Here is a 17,744-nt window from a genome sequence, read left to right on the forward strand (position 1 = left end):
ATATGGAAATTGGCATCAAGGGCGAGCAGAAGCTCACCGTCACCGCGGACAAGCTCGCATCCAACGTCGGCAGCGGCCTGGTGGCCGTGTTCGCAACGCCGATGATGGTCGCCGCGATTGAGAATACCGCCGCGTCCAGCGTGGAGGCACACCTGGAAGCGGGCAAGACCACGGTCGGCACACTGGTCAACGTCAGCCATGTCGCGGCGACGCCCGAGGGCATGGAGGTCCGCATTGAGACCGAACTGACCGAGATCGCACCGAACGGAAAGATCTTAACCTTCCATGTCGCGGCCTATGACGAGGCCGGCCTGATCGGCGAGGGTACGCACCAGCGCGCCATTGTGGACAAGGCGCGCTTTGAAGCCAAGGCGCAGGCGAAAAAGGGATAAGGAAAAAGCGCCGCATTGCGGCGCTTTTCTGCTGTTTTTCAGAGAACAGGGACATAAAATTGGCACCTTCCCCGCTGCACGAGGGAAAGCGGATAGGCTTCCAGCATCGGGCGGGATGGGTCGGCGGATAATCCACAGCAACCGACGGTGCGGACAGCCGTGCCGTATATTTCGGAAAGCGCCTCCGGCGTGTGCGGCACAGTAAAACAGACGTAACGCCCGTCCGGCAGGTAGCCTGAACAGGTATCCGGCAGCCGCGCCGCCAGCCGGAGGACAAGGCAGGCGTCATACCGGCAGACTTCGGGCGGCGTGCAGGCGGGGTCGTCCCAGGCGGCGCAGAAAATGACTGACCCCGCATCCAGCAGGTCGGCGTCCCGTGCCAGACGTTTGAGCCGTTCCACCAGCGCACGGTTTTCCGGTCCATAGGGGCCGGTGCGGCGCAGGAAAGCAATCGGCAGGGCGGGCAGTTCGATCAGTTTCATAACAGAATGTTCCTTTCAGTGGATTGACCGGTCTGGGAACAGGATAACCCGATTTAAAATGCTTTTCAAGGGTGTTTTTATAATATTTTAGAACTTTTTTCGGAAATCATTTTGCTCCGCAAAATGCCGCGGCGAACGCCCCGCCGGCCTGCGCGGCAAAGCACGCATGGCCCTCGGCCGTGAAATGCACCCCGTCGAAGCACAGGGGGATATCCCAGCGGCCCGCGTCGGCAAAGGCCGCGCCGCTTTCACCGGCCAGCGTCCGGTAATACCCCGCGAGGCGCGCGGAGGCGGCGAGCAGCGCCTCCTCCCGCACCCAGTCGCCGGACTGGAAACAGGGCGGGGCGATCAACAGGAGGGGGACGCCGAAGTCAGACAGGCATCCAAGCAGGCGCTCCATCCGCGCGGCCGCGCCCGCGGGCGGTACGCCGAGCAGCAGGTCGTTCGAGCCGAGCATCACGCAAAGCCCGTCGAACGGCCGCAGCGCCGCGAGCTGGCCGCACAGCGTCCGCAGCTCGAACGGGGTATGCGGGATGGCGCGGCCGTTTTCCCCAAGGTTGTGGATGATCCATTCCGGCCGCGCGTTCAGCCGCGCGGTCCAGCGCACACCGTCCGGCCAGCGCCCGCCGCCGAAGCCGCGCGGGTCGTAGCCCCAGGTGTTGGAATCCCCCAGACAGACGATCGTTTTAGACAAACCGGACCCCTCCTCAAAAGCTGTTGGTGACAAACTCACAGTAATCGACGGAAAAACGGGTATAATAAAAGTATACCAGAAATACAGATAGAAAAGGAGCTGTTGATAATGGCAATGCTGCAGATTACCAAGGAAAACTATCAGGAACTCGTGGAACAGTCCGCGCAGCCGGTGCTGCTGGAATTCTGGGCGCCGTGGTGTACCTACTGCCGCCGGATTGCGGGTGTGGTCGCCAAGCTGCCCGAGGCTTACGCGGGGCGCGCGGCGGTCGCCCAGGTCAACATTGACGAGCAGCCCGAGCTGGCGCAGCGGTTCTCGGTCGACACCATCCCCTCGCTCATTCTTGTGAAGAATGGGGCGGCGGGCGAGAAGCTGGTCGCGCCGGGCTCCAAGGCGGATATCGACGCCTGGATGCAGGCGCAGTCCGTATAAACAGGAAAGCGAGGCAGGCCTATGGGAAAACTATATGATATGCTGGTCATTGGCGGCGGGCCGGGCGGCTATACCGCGGCGCTGTACGGCGCCCGCGCCGGACTGAGCGTGCTGGTGATCGAAAAGCTGTCCGCGGGCGGGCAGATGGCCACCACCGAGCAGGTGGAGAATTACCCGGGCTTTGACGAGCCGATCGACGGCTTTGAGCTGGGCGAGCGCATGCAGCGCGGCGCGGAGCGGTTCGGCGCGGAATCGCTGCTGGCGACCGTGACAGAGGTCAGCCTGGAAGGGCCGGTCAAGCGGGTCACGACCGACGAGGGCGTGGTCGAGGGGCGGACGGTGGTGCTTGCCACAGGCGCGTCGCCGCGTCCGCTCGGTGTGCCGGAGGAGCAGGCGCTGGTCGGCCGCGGCATGGCCTACTGCGCGGCGTGTGACGGGATGTTCTATAAGGGCCGGACGGTCTGCGTGGTCGGCGGCGGCAACACCGCAGTCGGGGACGCGCTGCTGCTTGCCAAGCTGTGCGAAAAGGTGTACCTGATCCACCGCCGCGATACGCTGCGCGCCTCCAAGGTATATGAAAAATCCCTGCAGGCCGCGGAAAACCTGGAAATCGTCTGGGACAGCCGCGTGACAAAGCTGCTCCATGCCGAGCGCGTCACCGGCGTACAGGTGGAAAACGTCAAAACCGGCGCGGTCCGCTCGATCGCGTGCGACGGCGTGTTCGCGGCGGTTGGCCGCGTGCCGGATACCGCGCTGCTGGCCGGTCAGACCGCGCTGGACGAACAGGGCTACCTGATCGCGGACGAGACGACGCGCACCAGCGTCGCGGGCGTGTTCGCGGTGGGCGACGTGCGCACTAAGGCGGTGCGGCAGATCGTCACCGCCGCGTCAGACGGTGCGGTCGCCGCGCATTTCGCGGAGGAGTACCTCAACAGCATCACATAACGCTCCGGCAGGGAGCGGACAAAAACGGCCGCATAAGCGGCCGTTTTTTGATGCGGACAGCGTAGCGTCCGGTCAGCGCAGGCTGCCGCCCGCCGCAAAGCGCGCGTCGGTCAGTTTCGGCCAGAAGGGAAGATATTGCTCGACAGACATGGCGGAAGCCCTCCGTAACCAGCTCGGAATCAGTAAAGCGGAAAACCGGCCCCTCCAGGCCGGTTTTCGCCGTATGGTGCAGTTGAGCAATCCAAATCCGAACCTGTTTTTTCCTTATCCAGCGCCGCTTTCAGGTCATCAAAAGAGATGGTGTCCGTCCCGTCCTTGTAGTTGAAGGTTATCACCATCTTGTCATCATACAGGAAAATGGCGTTGACAAAGGTATCAATCAACATCTTCCTGTGGGACTTCTGCCGCACATCCAGCTTGCGGAAACGGTGGAGCCAAAAGGTCATAAACTCGGCGCTGACTTTGGGCTTCGCCAGCTTCTCACAGGCAATCTTGGTTTCCAGTTCCTCTTTCGTGGCTTCCAGTTCTTCCAGCCGCCCTTTCGTGGACTTGGTCAAGATACCCTGCTGGATGGCGTTCAGCAGGTTTTGAATGGCTGTATCCGCCTCCCGCAGCTGCTGTTCATAGAGGGGCAGGTTGACATTCTCCCTTTCCTGCAAATCCATCAGCATGGACACAATGGCTTCAATGGCGGTATCGTCCATCACCATCTTCATGGTTTCGCTGACCACCAAATCTTCAATCCATTCTTTCCTGACGGACTTCTTGTGGCACTCGGTGCGCTTCTTCTTCACCGACACGCACTTGTAGTAGTGGTGGACATTCCCCGTGTGGCTGGTGCCGCTCTCGCCGCAGAGATAGGCCCCGCAATAGCCGCAGAACAGCTTGGTCGTTAGTAAGTAATCGTCCTCGGCCTTGTGGCGGGCCGGGGCTTTCTTGTTCTTCGCCAGCTTCTCCTGCACCCGGTCAAAGAGGTCTTGGGGGACGATGGCGGGAATACCGTCCGGCACTACAATGTCCCGGTAGGTGTATTCCCCAATATAGCGGCGGTTGTTCAGAAGGTGCTGGACGCTGTTATAGGTCATTTTCTGGCCTCGTGTGTTCTTTACGCCCTGCTCATTGAGCCAGTCCCGGATTTGGGTCATGGTGGCCCCCTCGTCATACCGCTGGAACGCCTCCCGGACAAAAGGGGCGGTGAGCGGGTCAAGCTGGAAACACTGGTCACTGTCGATCTGATAGCCGATGGGCAGGGTGCCGCCGTTGTACTTGGATTTCAAGGCGTTCTCCGTCATGCCCCGGACAACCTTTTCGGACAGGTCGGCGGAGTAGTATTCAGCGTAGCCCTCCAGCACGCTTTCCAGAATGATACCCTCGGCCCCGTCTGAAATGACCTCGGTGGCAGACACCACCTTGACCCCGTTCTTTTTCAAAGCGGCCTTGTAGCGGGCGCTGTCGTAGCGGTTGCGGGCAAACCTGTCCAGCTTCCAAACGATAATCATATCGAACAGGCGCTTGCCGCTGTCCTTAATCATGTTCTGAAATTCCGGGCGGTTGTCGGTCTTGGCGGAAAAGGCCCGGTCAATGTAGTGGCGCAGGATGGTAATACCGTTCTTCTCGGCAAAGGCGGTACACTCCCGGATTTGTCCTTCTATGCTTTCTTCCCGCTGGTTATCGGAGGAATAGCGGGCGTAAATCACAGCTTTCATTTCTTCCCCTCCCGCAGCATGGTCAACAGGGTTTCTTTCAAGCGGCTGTTCATGGGGGACTTGGGGTCAAAGCACATCTCCACAAACTTTTCCAGCTCCGGGTCGCTGTCGGCAAACTTGGGCTTGCACCCGTACAGCTTGCCCCGTGGGTCATCGGTACGGCCCAGAATATAGTCCAGCGACACATCAAAATAATCCGCATAGCGCACAAGGGTTTCATAGCTGGGGGAAGTCTGGTCTTGCTCATAGCGGTTTAGGCTGGACTGCTTCGCCCCTACGATTTCACCCATTTTCACCTGTGACAGCTTCGCACTCTCCCGCAGGCTCCGTATTCGTTCCGCAACTATTTTCAAAAAATCGCCCCCTATCTGTTACTATGATTATACCACAATACGACATAACACGCAACAGCAAAACGCCATAATTAAAACGCAAATTTTGCACTTCAACAGTCCACGTAAAACTCCCGTCCCGGCCCGCAGGCCGAACAAAGAAGCGGCGCAGATCAGCCCGTGGGGTTGGGCTGGTCTGCGCCGCTTCTTTGCGTTTTGGAGGGGTGGGGACACGGGCGCAGGATTGCGGACTGTGGCCACACTCCGACAAAACCGGGGGTTTCCAAAGGGGGGCAACGGCACCCCCTTGGCACACGACCTTGCTTGCAAGGTGTAGTGTGTTATACCTGCTGGCGTGGCTGACGGGGGAAGCGGGGGGGCGGTGCTGTTTGCGCCCCGCTTGCACCGGCAGGGAAACGGGCGGGGTTTTTGTGACCGGGAGGGAACAAAAAGCCCGTTCGTTTTCAGAGAGCGGCGGCAGGTATATAAGCCCCCGTCCCCCGTCTTTCGTCCCCCGCTGGTGGGACAAAGTGTCCCGAAGTAGCGGAGCGCCGGGCGTCCGTCAAGGCTGAAACAAGCGGGCTTGCGCCCGGCCTTGACCGCCGCCCGTCCCTCCGCTTGCAGGTGGGCAAGGGCGGACAAGCCCCTTGTCGGCGCTTGTCCGCCGCCTCTTTCAGCTTGGGGCCGTTCCCTCCCAAAATCCAAAAGGGGCTTGCCCGCCTTGATTACCCTAAAGCAAGACCGGGCGGGGCGGTCAATGGCGGCGCACTTGTGCGCCGTTCATCTTGACCATTGACGGCCCCGGCTGGGATTGCTGCCCCGCCGCTGTCAGTCCTCCCACTCGCCCTTGTGGGCCTCCCACCATGCCGGGAACGCCGGGTCTTTCGGGGAGAGGGTGGACTTCAATCGTTCAACTCCTAAAGAAGTAGCGTCAGTTTTTGCATTAAATGGTGAGATCAGGACAGTTTCCATCGTACAGCCTAAGTATAACAATTCCAGCATATGGGCTCTATTGTCTGTCCACTTTCTTCCCTGATACTGGTAGACAGCATTCTCCATACGCATATATTCGTTTTTCTCATGGGCGTTTTTCAACTGTCCAAAAAGATATTCAATATTCTTCTTGTTGCCCAGTAGTTTGTCTTTATCAAAGTAGAACACGATTTCATCTTCCGGTTTATATCCCATCGTTCTGGAGAATAAAATGCTGCGGGATACTTGTTCTTTCGGTGTATGGTCCGTCGCCAAGCACCGATTGAAGATGGCCTGGACATTGCCCTCGTTGAGTTCTGCAACGCAAGACGGATATTTCTTTACAGCGTCAAGCAAAGCGTCTAATTCCAAATCATCATCGTCAAACAGTCCCACGATACAAGCCCCCTTGTCGCGCCAGAACGGCGCAGAATTTTAGTCAAGTTCATTATACCGGCTGCCGCCCCAAAAGACAAGGGCAGGGGTGGGATTTGCCGCCCATCCCTGTCAAAAAGTTTTCCCCTGTCCAGCGGGCTGGGGCAAGGCCCCGCCCCGCCGGACAAACTTTCTCCAAAATTCTTTTTGAGATTGTGGAACAAAAGGTATATACTTATGCCGTAAATAAATATAGAGATAGAATAATCTGCTCGGAAAGGAGGTTTCTTTCGTGTCCACTATCTACCGTTTCCCCTATGACAGCCCCGTCCGCTACCTGCCGCTGGTCTACCTGCTCCCCTGTGACTTGATTTCCCGGTTTCCCACCCTCCGCCGCCTGCCCCGGAGCATGGGGGCGCTGAACGCCTCCCCGGAATGGGGCGAGGTCATTTTGAGCCAGCAGTTTCTCAACGAGGTCATGGACGCCGTGGCCTCGCTGGTGTTCCCCCACTTCGGCTTCGGCGGCTGGAAGGAGCATTACACGGGCTATTCCCCGGTGTGGCGCTTGTCCTACGCCCTGCCCCTGTGGGCCAAGGGGGTGGAGCAGGTGGGAAAATGGGGTGCGCAAACGCTGTTCAGTCTGCCCGCTGACTATATCATCCCGTTTCCAGACCCGGAGAAGGTCAGGGGGCTGATGAAGCTGGTGGTGGAGCAGACCATCCAGGAACAGGGCTGGGGGCCAATGCTGGAGGTCATACGGGAAATGCCCTGCGACGAGGACTTCGAGAAGTGGGACACCAATGTCCGCAAGGACTTCCTCCGCAAGTGGTATCACACCCGCTCCAAGCGGGTGCAGACCGTTTCGCTGGAGGAATGTATGGAGGACGAGGACAACAAGATCCATTCCCTCCCCGCCCCGGAGGGGGACTTCACGGGGCAGGTGGAGGGGGAGGACTTCTGCCAGCGGTTCAAGGAAACCTTGTCCCAAAAGGACATGGCGATTTTGGAACTGCGGGTGGAGGGGTACACATTCGGGGAGATAGCGGACAAGCTGGGGTATAAGACCCACAGCGCCGTGGTCAAGCGCATGGAGGCCATCAAAAAGCGGTTTATCCAGTACGAGAACGAAACAGGGCGGTAAAGCCACGCAAGCCGGGAAACGGCAGGCGTGGCTTTTCTGTACCCTAAATGCGAACAGGCCAGCGTTACCATTTAGGGGTTGAAAACGCCCTGTTTTCAAGGCTTTCCGGCCTCGGAACAGAGGGGGCCTGTATCCTATCATTCCCACCCCCGGAAACGGGGAAACGCTGTCAACAAGGAGGTAAAATGGCACAAAAGGCACAGCACGCAATCCTACGCTTCGCCAAACACAAGGCGGGGCCGGCCGGGGCGCTGGAGGCTCACCACGAGCGCACCAAAGAGCAGTACGCCAGCAACCCGGACATTGACACCAGCAGCAGCAAGGACAACTTCCACATCATCCAGCCAACGCAAAAGTACCGGCGGGAGATCGACAGCCGTATCAGGGCGGCGGGGTGCCGCACCCGGAAGGACAGCACCATGTTCGTTGATACGCTGATAACCGCCAGCCCGGAGTTTTTCACGGGCCGGAGCAGACAGGAGGTACAAGCCTACTTCACCGAGGCCGTGGCCTTTATGGAGAAGAAGGTGGGCCGGGGGAACATCTTTTCCGCCGTGGTACACATGGACGAGAAAACGCCCCACCTCCATCTGTGCTTCACCCCTATCACGGAGGACGGGCGGCTGTCGGCAAAGGAGATTTTGGGCAACCGGGCGCAGCTCTCCCAGTGGCAGGACGAATTTCACGCCCACATGAAAAAGGCGTTCCCCGTCCTCAAGCGGGGCGAGAGCGCCCTTGTCACCCGGCGCAAGCACATTCCCACATGGCTGTTCAAGCAGTCCGTAGACCTCACCCGCCAGCAGCAGGCCATAGAAAAGGCGGTGTCGGAAATCGGGGTGCTGAACGCCGGGAAGAAGCGGGACGAAATTTTGGAGATGGTGGGGCCGTACTTCTCCCGGCTGGAAAAGCACTTGGGGCAGATGAAGAAGTATCAGGCCACCATTGACTATCTGACGCAGGAGAACGAGGGCTTGAAGGAGAAGGTCAACAGCGAAAAGAGCATACAGAAGCAGATGGAAGTCCTCATGCTGAAAAAGGAAAACGAACAGCTCCGGCGGTTTGTCCAGCGCATACCCCCGGAGGTCAGGCAGGCGCTCAAAGAACAGCAACAGGGCCAGCGGCGGGGCAAAGACCGCCAGCGGTAAATCTTTAGAAACACGGAGGTACATTTGGGAAGAAGAAAAAAGCTCATCAACAACTCCGACATTCCCCAGCACCAGATTGAAGCAATCGCCCGCTGTATCATGCCGGACATTCTCGCTTTCTATGAGAGCGAGGAGGGACAGCGGGAATTTGCCGAATGGAAGAAGCAGCGGGAGGCGGAGAGGCAGGAGGCTGAAATGAAGAAGTGACGAAAAGGGCGGGCGCACCGTGCAAACGGCTGCGCCCGCCCTTTTTGCGTTTATGGGGTTGCTTTCTTCTTCCGTGGGCCTCTCGGCTTGGAGGTGGGCTTGCGCCGCACCCCGTTGCGAAAATAAATGCTTTCGTAACGGTCAAAGAAAACAAATAATCCGAACCCATCACCGATTGGAAATAGGTTCGGATTATATTGTTTTGGTGCACCCGAGGGGAGTTGAACCCCTACCTCCTGCGAGACCAGAACCTAAATCTGGCGCGTATGCCAATTTCGCCACGGGTGCGGATACGCTTCCAGTATACCCGCAAAAAGCGGATTTGTCAATCAAGGCGCGCCCGCGCGCCGGAAAACCGGATAAAAATTATGCAATTTCCAGTACCAAACGGGTGGGCTTTGTGCTATACTAAATCTGTATAAGTGTCTGCATTGATTGCGAACGGGAGAGCTTCATGAAATTGATCCGAACCATCCCCGTGCTGGCCGTGCTGCTGTTTGCGCTGTCCGGCTGCACGTTCCCATCGGGCGACGACCTGCTCGCCGCGCCCAAGCCATCCGCCAACTACCAGACCCTGCAGGTCGAGCTGGAAAACCTGCTCTCGTCGGGCGTTACCTATACCGCGCCGACCGGCGGGGAAAACCGCTCGCCCATCCAGCTTGTCGATCTGGACGGGGACGGGGCGGATGAAGCGATCGCGTTTTTCCGCGGCTCCAGCTCGGTGACGAGCAACGCGTTCAAGGTCTATGTTTATAAAAAACAGGACCAGCAGTATGTCTGCACGGGCGCGATCGAGGGCAAAGGCACCGCGATCCTGTCGGTCGATTACCCCACAATCACACCGGCCGGCCGGCGCGGCATGTTGATCGCCTGGAAGCTGCCGGGAGACGGCGTGGGAGCGCTGACCATGTGCGATTTTGATAAAAACTGCGCGCCGGGTGTGCTGCTTGAAACCGAATACTCGGCTATGGAGCTGGCCGACCTGACGGGCGACGGCGCCAAGGACCTGCTGCTCATTACGAACAACCCCGCCGGCCAGCGTGTGGCGCGGCTGTATCAGTACCATATCGGGCTGGACCTGGTGGGCGAGGCGGCTACCAGCACCGAGGCGGTTTCGGTCGAACGGATGACAAGCGGCCGCGTGCGGGACAGCCTGCCCGCCGTGTTCGCGGAACAGAAAACCGCCGGCGGCGTCGGCCTGACGACCGATATTTTCGTCTATGCGGACGGGACGCTGCAGAACCTCGCGCTGGACAGCGAGGATTCCATCAATCGGGGGACCTACCGGCCGGTGTCGGTCTACGCGGCCGATATCAACGGCGACGGCGTGACCGAGCTGCCGCGCGCCGTACTCATGGCGGGCTACGACGAAGCCGCCGCGACGGACGCGCTTTTCATGCTCGACTGGTACGCCTACAGCGCGGATGCCGCGCCCGAGCTGGTCAAGACCACCTATCAGAACGTGTCCGATGGCTGGTCGCTGGATATCGACCCCGCCTGGCACGACCAGATCACGGCGGTCAAGACGAACGAAAGCGGGATCAGCGCGGTCGAATTCGCACAGGATACCGGCGGCGGCCGGATACCGCTGTTCACCATCTATTGCGCCACCGGAACGCTGCGGGATTATTATATCGGCCGCACCGATCTACTTCAGCTCGGCCAAACCTCGCAGGCGGTCTACTTCGCGCGCTTTTCGGAGGACGCGCAGCAGAGTGCAATCCAGATCGACGCCAACGGCGTAAAAGAGCGCTTCTCGCTCCTCACCCAGGCCTGGAGCAATGAATGGTAAATCAAAGGAGGAACATCCATGAAACGCAAAATACTGGTTTTGGAAGATGAAGAAAATATCCGCTCCTTTCTGGTCCTCAACCTGAAGCGGAGCGGTTACGAGGTGATAGAGGCCGAAACAGGCGAAGCGGCGCTGGAAAAATACCATGCCAACCAGGATATCGCGGTCGCGGTGCTGGACGTGATGCTGCCCGGCATCGACGGGTACGAGGTCTGCCGCGCCATGCGCGCCGCGGGCTATCAGGCGGGCGTTATCATGCTGACCGCGCGCACCCAGGAGGCGGACAAGGTGACCGGCCTGATGAACGGCGCGGACGATTATGTGACCAAGCCGTTTTCCGTGATCGAGCTGGCCGCGCGCGTGGACGCGCTGTACCGGCGCGTGTCCGGCTCGCCTTTCTCGGAGGAGGACGTGATCAAGTCCGGCCCGTTCAAGCTCAACCTGCGCGCGCGCGAGGTGCTCAAGAACGGCATCAAGATCGAGCTGACGCAGATCGAGTACGGGCTGCTGAAAGCGTTTATGGAGAACATCGGCAAGGCGCTCTCCCGCGACGAGCTGCTGGAGATGGTCTGGGGCCATCACTATGTGGGCGAGCTCAAGATCGTGGATGTGAACATCCGCCGCCTGCGCATCAAAATCGAGGATGATCCGGCGGAGCCATCGCATATCGTGACCGTGCGCGGCTACGGCTATATGTGGGAGGGCTGACCGCCGCACGCAGGGGGCGCGCTGCCGCCCCCTGTGCGTTTGCCGCAACAGCCTGAAATGAGAAAGGCAGCTTACCTATGATTTATCGCAGATCCAAAAAACAGCCCAAGGCGTCGCCCCAGCCGGCCGCGCCCAAGGTGCTGCACTCGCCGGGCGGCATCAAGGGCCGCTGGATGATGAACTCGCTTTCGTTCGTGCTGGTCATCCTCGCGGCCGTGGTTATTCTGGTCACGGTTGGCGTGTCCGGCTACTATTACGCCTCGGTGCGGGACAACCTGACCTCGCGCGCCACACTCAAGGCCGAAACCTATCACAAGTATTTCACCGAAACCTACGACCAGTTTTACGCGCAGGCGGAATCCGACGTCTCCACTTTCAGCGAGCAGGAAAAGCTCGAGATGCAGTTTCTTGACCGCAATGGCCGTATCCTGCTGTCCACCTCGGCGCTGACGGGCGGCGGCATGGCCTCCACCGAGGACGCCGCGCAGGCGCTGTCCACCCAGAAGACCGCGGTGTTCCCCGGCCGCGACCCGCTTACGGACGAGCGGGTCATGAGCGTGACCACCCCGCTCCTGTCCTCCCGCGGGGAGCTGATCGGCGGCGTGCGCTTCATCACCTCGCTGCGCATCGTCGAGCGGCAGATCTGGATCATCATCGGCATCGTCATCCTGGCCTGTCTGGTGTTCCTGATGCTGGTCGTCGCCTCCAACAGCTATTTTGTCAAGTCCATCGTGGATCCGGTCCTCAAGATCAACACGATCGCCAAGGAGATCGCGGCCGGCCGCTACGGGGTGCGCCTGCAAAAGACCTATGACGACGAGATCGGCGAGCTGTGCGACACGATCAACTATATGTCGGACGAGATCAGCCGCGCCGAGCGCATGAAGAACGACTTTATCTCCTCGGTTTCGCACGAGCTGCGCACCCCGCTCACCGCCATCGGCGGCTGGAGCGAAACGCTGCTCGCGGGCGGGGGAGAGGACCCCGAGGAGGTCATGCAGGGCCTGACCATCATCCAGAAGGAGGCCGGCCGCCTGACCCGCATGGTTGAGGAGCTGCTGGATTTCGCGCGCATCGAGTCCGGCCGCATGAAGCTCGAGGTCGAGCTGTTCGACCTGTCGATCGAGCTGTATGAGGCCGTGTATATGTATGAAAACCTGCTGCAGAAAAGCGGCATCCGGCTGAGCTACGACGAGGACGTGGATGCCAACTACTATATCAACGGCGACCGCCACCGCATGAAGCAGGTGTTCCTCAATATCCTGGACAACGCCGCCAAATACGGCGCGGACGGGAAAAAGATCGATATTTCCCTGCGGCGGGAGGGCGGCAAAATCGTCGCCTCGGTGCGCGACTACGGCCAGGGCATACCGGAGGCCGAGCTGCCCTTCGTCAAGGAGAAATTTTATAAAGGCTCCTCCAAGCAGCGCGGCAGCGGCATCGGTCTGGCCGTGACCGACGAGATTGTCGCCCTGCACGGCGGCACGCTGGATATCGCGTCCACGCTCGGCGCGGGTACGACAGTCACCGTCACCCTGCCCGCCGCGGAGGCGGAGGAAGCGCTCGGCATCACGGGGGCCATCCCCAAGGTGCCGGAAACCCCTTATACCCCTGAACCCAAAGGAGATAACTAATGCCAACGCAAAAGAAAACCACGATCGGCGGCCAGGCGATCATTGAGGGCATCGTGATGAAAGGTCCCAGACGGGTTTGCACGGTCGTCCGCAAGGCAAACGGCGAGCTGGTCGTAAAGGAGGAGGACGCGCACCAGCCCTCCGCGTTCTGGAAGCTGCCGGTGTTGCGCGGCGCCTACGGCCTGTTCATGGCCATGAAGGACGGCATCCAGGCGATCAACTATTCGGCCTCGTTCTTTGAGGACGAGGAGGTGGACGCGCCGCCCTCCAAATTCGAGATCTGGCTGGAGAATCGCTTCGGCTCCGAGGGGCTGAACCGGCTGATCCTCGGTATTTCGACCGTAATCGGCATCGCGCTGCCGGTCGCGCTGTTCCTGCTGCTGCCGAGCTTCCTCGGCGGCTTTGTGCCGGAGGGCTGGGGCGTGCTCGCCCGCAACGTATTGGAGGGCGCGGTGCGCGTGGTGATCTTCCTGCTGTTCATGTGGTCGGTGTCGCACATGAAGGACATCCGCCGCACGTTCGAATACCACGGCGCGGAGCACAAGACCATTTTCTGCTACGAGGCGGGCGAGGAGCTGACCGTGGAGAACGTCCGCCGCCAGAACAAATACCATCCGCGCTGCGGCACCAGCTTTATGTTCGTGCTGATTATTATTGCGACGATCGTTTCATCCATCGTGTTTTCCATCGTGGATATCACCAACCCGTTCCTGCGCATGCTGGCGCATCTGGTCCTGCTGCCGCTCGTGGTGGGCATCAGCTATGAGTTCAACCGTTACGCCGGCCGTTCGGAGAGCGTGGTCTCCCGCGCGCTGCGCTGGCCGGGCCTGATGATCCAGCACCTGACCGTGTTCGAGCCGGACGACTCCATGATCGAGGTGGCGATCACCGGCATGAAGGCGGTCATTCCGGAGGACGGCTCGGACAACTGGTGAATAGGCGTCCATATCGCTGTATGGAAAGCCGCCGCGCGCCCTGCGGCATGCGTAAAACACATTTAGGGGGTGGGCCAAGCCTTGACCAAGACCATCAACGACGTATATATGGAGCTGTTCAAGCGCTTGAAGGAGGCGGACGACCCGCAGCCTTCTCTTTCCGCGCGCGAGATAACGGCATACGCCTGCAAGGCGGATAAAAACAAAACAGCCGACTGGGGCCATGTCTATCTGGACGACGCGACGGTGGACTATGCGCACCTGCTTTGCGACCGCTGCCTGGACGGCGAACCGCTTGCATACATACTCGGCGAATGGGATTTTTACGGGCTGACGTTCCAGATCGACCGCTCGGTGCTGATCCCGCGCTCGGATACCGAGCGCCTGTGCGAGCTGGTCATCGGACAGGCGCGGCAGCGGGTTTCGCCGCGCATCCTCGACCTGTGCTGCGGTTCGGGCTGCATCGGCATCGCCGCCGCGCATGAGGTGGAGGACGCGCGCGTCGCGGGCGTGGATATTTCCGAGGGCGCGCTGCGCGTTACACGGGAAAACGCCCGCCGGCTGGGGGTGCAGAGCCGGTATGTCGCGCTCAAGGCGGACGTGCGCTTCCGCCCGCCGAACAATATGGGGCAGTTTGACATCCTGGTTTCCAATCCGCCCTACGTCACCCGCGCGGAGATGCGCGCGCTCGAGCCGAGCGTCGCGGATTACGAGCCGCACGAAGCGCTGTTCGGCGGGGAGGACGGGCTGGATTTTTACCGTTCGATCTGCGCCAAATGGGGGGAGCTGCTCGTGCCGGGCGGCGTCATCCTGTTTGAGTGCGGCTACCGGCAGGCGACGCAGGTCGCCGCCATCCTGGAGGATAACCGTTTTGCCGGCATCGGCATCACGGAGGACCTTTCCGGCGTGCCGCGCATTGTGTATGGGTACAACACCCTGCTGGAAGCATAAGGAGGGAAAGCGCATGATCCGCAATGCCCTGATCGCCATGTTTGCCTGTTTTGTAGTGACCTTTCTTTTGGCAGCACTGCTGCAGGAAGCGGTTATTTTTGTGTTTGTATTCCTGCCGGTCGGCGTATGTGTGGCCTGCACCACGCTGGTTATGCAGGAGATCGACGCGTTGCGCCGTGAAATACGCGGGGAAAAGCCTCCGGAATATATCCCGCTCAGCGAACAGATCGAACGCGGCGCGCAGGCCGCCGCGCCGTCCGCAGACGAAAAGTGAAAAATAAAAAGCAGGAAAATATCGAACAAATTTTCGATTTTTCTTGCTTTTATTTTTTGCCACTGGTATAATGGATGCAGGAATCAACAAACATGCAGGAGGCTCTTTATGGCTACCAAAAAACAGCTTGAACCGGTCGCGCCCGCGGCCGATAAAAAGAAAGCGCTCGCCGCGGCGCTCGGTCAGATCGAAAAGCAGTTCGGCAAGGGCTCGGTCATGCGTCTCGGCGAGAACGCCGGCATGCAGGTAGACCATATCCCGACCGGCTCGATCGGGCTGGACCTCGCGCTGGGCATCGGCGGCCTGCCGCGCGGCCGCATTGTGGAGATCTACGGGCCGGAATCCTCCGGCAAGACCACGGTTGCGCTGCACTGCGTGGCCGAGGCGCAGAAGCTGGGCGGCACCGCCGCGTTCATCGACGCGGAGCATGCGCTCGACCCTGTATACGCCAAGGCGCTGGGCGTGGATATCGACAGCCTGCTGGTCTCCCAGCCGGATACCGGCGAGCAGGGGCTTGATATTGCGGAAGCGCTCGTGCGTTCGGGCGCGATTGATATTGTGGTCATCGACTCGGTCGCCGCGCTCACCCCGCGCGCCGAGATCGAGGGCGAAATGGGCGATTCGTTCGTCGGCCTGCACGCCCGCATGATGAGCCAGGCCATGCGCAAGCTGGCCGGCTCGATCGCCAAGAGCCAGTGCGTGGCCATTTTCATCAACCAGCTTCGTGAAAAGGTGGGCGTGATCTACGGCAGTCCGGAGGTCACGACCGGCGGCCGCGCGCTCAAATTCTACGCCTCCGTGCGCATCGACGTGCGCCGTACCGAGCATATCAAGTCCGGCGCGGAGAATATCGGCAGCCACACCCGCTGCAAGGTGGTCAAGAACAAGGTCGCGCCGCCGTTCAAGGAGGCCGAGTTCGACATCATGTACGGCGAGGGCATCTCGCGCACGAGCGAGCTGGTCGATCTGGGCGTCAAATACGGCATTGTGGGCAAGTCGGGCGCGTGGTTCTCGCTGGGCGACATGCGTCTGGGACAGGGGCGCGACGCGGCCAAGCAGTATTTCAAGGACCATCCCGAGCTTGCGGACGATGTGCAGAAGCAGATCATGGAAAAGGTCGAGGAGGAGCGGCAGAAGGCGCACCAGACCGCGGCGGCCCGTCCGGCGTCCGTAGCGGCGCCTGCGGCCAAGCCCGCCGCGCCCAAGGCCGGCGCTTCGCGGGCCTTGTCCATCGACGCGGACGATTTTGACGACCTGGATGAAGAATGAACGGGGATAAATACCGCGCGGCGCTGGACGCGGCGGCGCGGCTGCTCTCCTGCCGCGCGCTGAGCGTCAGTATGCTGCGGGACAAGCTGCTCGACAAGGGCCACGACGAACAGGCGGCGGAGTACGCGGTCGCGTGGCTGCTGGAACGCGGCCTGCTGGACGACGCGGCCTACGCGGAAAGCGTGGTGCGTTCCTGCGCGCGCAAGGGGTACGGCGAGCTGCGCATCCGGCAGGAGCTGGCCCGTCGGGGCGTGGCGCGCGAGACGGCGGAAGCGGCGCTGCAGCCGTTTTCTCCGGACAGGGCGAAGCTGCGCGCGCTGCTTGACAAGCGGCTGCACGGCGATGTGTCCGACCGGCGGGAGGTCGAAAAGGCGGTCGCGGCGCTGCAGCGCCGGGGGTTTTCCTGGCCGGATATTCGGGCGGCGCTGGCCGAGTACGGACAGGACCTGCCCGACACCTTCTAAAAGTGCATAAAAGAGCAAAAAAGGGGGCGGGAAAGCAGATTTTTCCGCCCCTTTCTTGACAATCAGGTTTTTCCGTGCTATCCTTTCCCTAAAGAGAAGCCGCGCGCGGTTTCCCCAATAACCGACAATAAAAGGAGGAGGACGATATGGATTATGGTTTGCTGAATCTGGGAAGCATTGTGCTGGGACTGACGGCGATCGCCTTGCCGCTGGTTTATCTGGCGGGCCGCGGCGACGCGATACGGCGCAGATGGCCTGTCTGGACGGTGGGCAGCCTGATGTGCTGCATGGTTGCGCTGTGCCTGCAGCCGTTCTACACCAACCATCTGATCGAGATCGAGGATTGGGGCGCGCTGCTGGATACCACATGGGGCGTCGCGTATTATTCCGCGGGCCTGGTCGGTGTTGTGATCTTCCTCAATCTGGTTTCCGCCGGCATGCGCTTTCTGGAAAATAAGGCGCAGGAACAGGAGTAAACAGGTATTTTTGCAATCAAACAGACAAGCAAATAAAAGGAGGAGCATGAATATGGGTTATGGATGGCTTAACTTAGGCAGCATTCTGCTGGGAATCATCGCGCTGGCGGTGTCGTTCCGCGGCATTGCAGCCGAGAAGAAATGGAAGCCGCGTCTCGCGGTCAGCGCGGCGGCGTGCGCGGCCGCCATCGGCCTGCAGGCGCTTTACCGTATGCATCAGGTTTCCATTGGCGACTGGGCCGGCCTTGCCGATACGGAGGGTCTGGCGGAGATGGCAAGCGTTTTCCTTTTGGCGCTGACCGTCCTAATCAATCTCATTATGGTCCGCATACACCGTTCTGTCAGGCAATGAACCGGTTTTTCGCCCTCTGTTGGTAAACAGAGGGCTTTTTCTTGCATGTTCTGTCCGGTTGCGGTA

The 17,744-nt window shown here is 60.2% G+C and carries 21 protein-coding genes and 1 tRNA gene; 16 read left to right on the forward strand and 6 right to left on the reverse strand.

Annotated elements, in window-relative coordinates; all coding sequences use genetic code 11:
• Positions 1-2 precede the first annotated feature (2 nt).
• Positions 3-392: a thioesterase family protein gene (locus ACYQ3S_RS05690; protein ID WP_459687726.1), complete on the forward strand. Its 390-nt coding sequence runs from the start codon at positions 3-5 to the stop codon at positions 390-392.
• Between the two features lie 38 nt (positions 393-430).
• On the opposite strand, the gene ACYQ3S_RS05695 is transcribed toward ACYQ3S_RS05690, so the two are convergent.
• On the reverse strand, positions 431-874 hold the full coding sequence (locus tag ACYQ3S_RS05695) for a GyrI-like domain-containing protein (RefSeq protein WP_459687727.1): 444 nt from the start codon (positions 872-874) through the stop codon (positions 431-433).
• Positions 875-980: 106 nt separating this feature from the next.
• Positions 981-1,568 (reverse strand): GDSL-type esterase/lipase family protein, encoded by a 588-nt coding sequence (locus tag ACYQ3S_RS05700; protein ID WP_459687728.1) that lies wholly within the window; start codon positions 1,566-1,568, stop codon positions 981-983.
• Positions 1,569-1,676: 108 nt separating this feature from the next.
• On the opposite strand from ACYQ3S_RS05700, the gene ACYQ3S_RS05705 reads away from it, so the two are divergent.
• Both ACYQ3S_RS05705 and trxB read left to right on the forward strand, forming a co-directional pair.
• Complete coding sequence (locus ACYQ3S_RS05705) at positions 1,677-2,000, forward strand: thioredoxin family protein (protein ID WP_459687729.1); 324 nt, start codon at positions 1,677-1,679, stop codon at positions 1,998-2,000.
• Between the two features lie 21 nt (positions 2,001-2,021).
• Positions 2,022-2,945, forward strand: a complete 924-nt coding sequence (gene trxB / locus ACYQ3S_RS05710; protein ID WP_459687730.1) for a thioredoxin-disulfide reductase — start codon at positions 2,022-2,024, stop codon at positions 2,943-2,945.
• 179 nt (positions 2,946-3,124) lie between these two features.
• Here the strand turns inward: trxB and ACYQ3S_RS05715 are convergent, their stop codons facing one another.
• The 3 genes from ACYQ3S_RS05715 to ACYQ3S_RS05725 form a co-directional block, all read right to left on the reverse strand.
• Positions 3,125-4,651 (reverse strand): recombinase family protein, encoded by a 1,527-nt coding sequence (locus ACYQ3S_RS05715; RefSeq protein ID WP_459687731.1) that lies wholly within the window; start codon positions 4,649-4,651, stop codon positions 3,125-3,127.
• Entirely contained in the window at positions 4,648-5,004 is a 357-nt protein-coding gene (locus ACYQ3S_RS05720; RefSeq protein WP_087180334.1) for a helix-turn-helix domain-containing protein, read from the reverse strand. The genes ACYQ3S_RS05715 and ACYQ3S_RS05720 overlap by 4 nt, the downstream gene beginning before the upstream one ends.
• Before the next feature lie 807 nt (positions 5,005-5,811).
• Complete coding sequence (locus ACYQ3S_RS05725) at positions 5,812-6,351, reverse strand: hypothetical protein (RefSeq protein WP_087180335.1); 540 nt, start codon at positions 6,349-6,351, stop codon at positions 5,812-5,814.
• Between the two features lie 271 nt (positions 6,352-6,622).
• On the opposite strand from ACYQ3S_RS05725, the gene ACYQ3S_RS05730 reads away from it, so the two are divergent.
• The 3 genes from ACYQ3S_RS05730 (at position 6,623) to ACYQ3S_RS05740 (ending at position 8,823) form a co-directional block, all read left to right on the forward strand.
• The gene (locus ACYQ3S_RS05730) at positions 6,623-7,471 is read left to right on the forward strand and encodes an RNA polymerase sigma factor (RefSeq protein ID WP_087180336.1); all 849 of its coding nucleotides are present in this window, start codon (positions 6,623-6,625) and stop codon (positions 7,469-7,471) included.
• A 185-nt stretch (positions 7,472-7,656) separates the two neighbouring features.
• Entirely contained in the window at positions 7,657-8,616 is a 960-nt protein-coding gene (gene mobV, locus ACYQ3S_RS05735) for a MobV family relaxase (RefSeq protein WP_459687732.1), read from the forward strand.
• 24 nt (positions 8,617-8,640) lie between these two features.
• Positions 8,641-8,823, forward strand: coding sequence for a hypothetical protein (locus ACYQ3S_RS05740; RefSeq protein WP_087180338.1), 183 nt, complete (start codon positions 8,641-8,643; stop codon positions 8,821-8,823).
• 203 nt (positions 8,824-9,026) lie between these two features.
• Here the strand turns inward: ACYQ3S_RS05740 and ACYQ3S_RS05745 are convergent.
• A tRNA-Leu gene (locus ACYQ3S_RS05745) sits at positions 9,027-9,111 on the reverse strand.
• Between the two features lie 166 nt (positions 9,112-9,277).
• On the opposite strand from ACYQ3S_RS05745, the gene ACYQ3S_RS05750 reads away from it, so the two are divergent.
• From ACYQ3S_RS05750 to ACYQ3S_RS05795, 10 genes are all read left to right on the forward strand, one after another.
• On the forward strand, positions 9,278-10,615 hold the full coding sequence (locus ACYQ3S_RS05750) for a hypothetical protein (RefSeq protein WP_459687733.1): 1,338 nt from the start codon (positions 9,278-9,280) through the stop codon (positions 10,613-10,615).
• An 18-nt stretch (positions 10,616-10,633) separates the two neighbouring features.
• Positions 10,634-11,323 (forward strand): response regulator transcription factor, encoded by a 690-nt coding sequence (locus tag ACYQ3S_RS05755; protein ID WP_054326573.1) that lies wholly within the window; start codon positions 10,634-10,636, stop codon positions 11,321-11,323.
• A gap of 77 nt (positions 11,324-11,400) precedes the next feature.
• Positions 11,401-12,957 carry a sensor histidine kinase gene (locus ACYQ3S_RS05760; protein WP_459687734.1) on the forward strand — a complete coding sequence of 519 codons (1,557 nt, stop codon included), beginning with the start codon at positions 11,401-11,403 and terminating at the stop codon, positions 12,955-12,957.
• Positions 12,957-13,892, forward strand: coding sequence for a DUF1385 domain-containing protein (locus ACYQ3S_RS05765; protein WP_459687735.1), 936 nt, complete (start codon positions 12,957-12,959; stop codon positions 13,890-13,892). The genes ACYQ3S_RS05760 and ACYQ3S_RS05765 overlap by 1 nt, the downstream gene beginning before the upstream one ends.
• An 81-nt stretch (positions 13,893-13,973) precedes the next feature.
• Positions 13,974-14,843, forward strand: coding sequence for a peptide chain release factor N(5)-glutamine methyltransferase (gene prmC, locus ACYQ3S_RS05770; RefSeq protein ID WP_459687736.1), 870 nt, complete (start codon positions 13,974-13,976; stop codon positions 14,841-14,843).
• 13 nt (positions 14,844-14,856) lie between these two features.
• The gene (locus ACYQ3S_RS05775; protein ID WP_459687737.1) at positions 14,857-15,117 is read left to right on the forward strand and encodes a hypothetical protein; all 261 of its coding nucleotides are present in this window, start codon (positions 14,857-14,859) and stop codon (positions 15,115-15,117) included.
• Between the two features lie 108 nt (positions 15,118-15,225).
• Positions 15,226-16,386, forward strand: coding sequence for a recombinase RecA (gene recA, locus ACYQ3S_RS05780; protein WP_459687738.1), 1,161 nt, complete (start codon positions 15,226-15,228; stop codon positions 16,384-16,386).
• Positions 16,383-16,850 (forward strand): regulatory protein RecX, encoded by a 468-nt coding sequence (locus ACYQ3S_RS05785; protein WP_459687739.1) that lies wholly within the window; start codon positions 16,383-16,385, stop codon positions 16,848-16,850. Before recA ends, ACYQ3S_RS05785 begins: the two co-directional genes overlap by 4 nt.
• Before the next feature lie 146 nt (positions 16,851-16,996).
• Complete coding sequence (locus ACYQ3S_RS05790; protein WP_459687740.1) at positions 16,997-17,326, forward strand: hypothetical protein; 330 nt, start codon at positions 16,997-16,999, stop codon at positions 17,324-17,326.
• Positions 17,327-17,378: 52 nt separating this feature from the next.
• The gene (locus ACYQ3S_RS05795) at positions 17,379-17,678 is read left to right on the forward strand and encodes a hypothetical protein (RefSeq protein WP_459687741.1); all 300 of its coding nucleotides are present in this window, start codon (positions 17,379-17,381) and stop codon (positions 17,676-17,678) included.
• Positions 17,679-17,744 lie beyond the last annotated feature (66 nt).

The sequence above is a fragment of the Agathobaculum sp. TL06 genome (assembly GCF_054658635.1).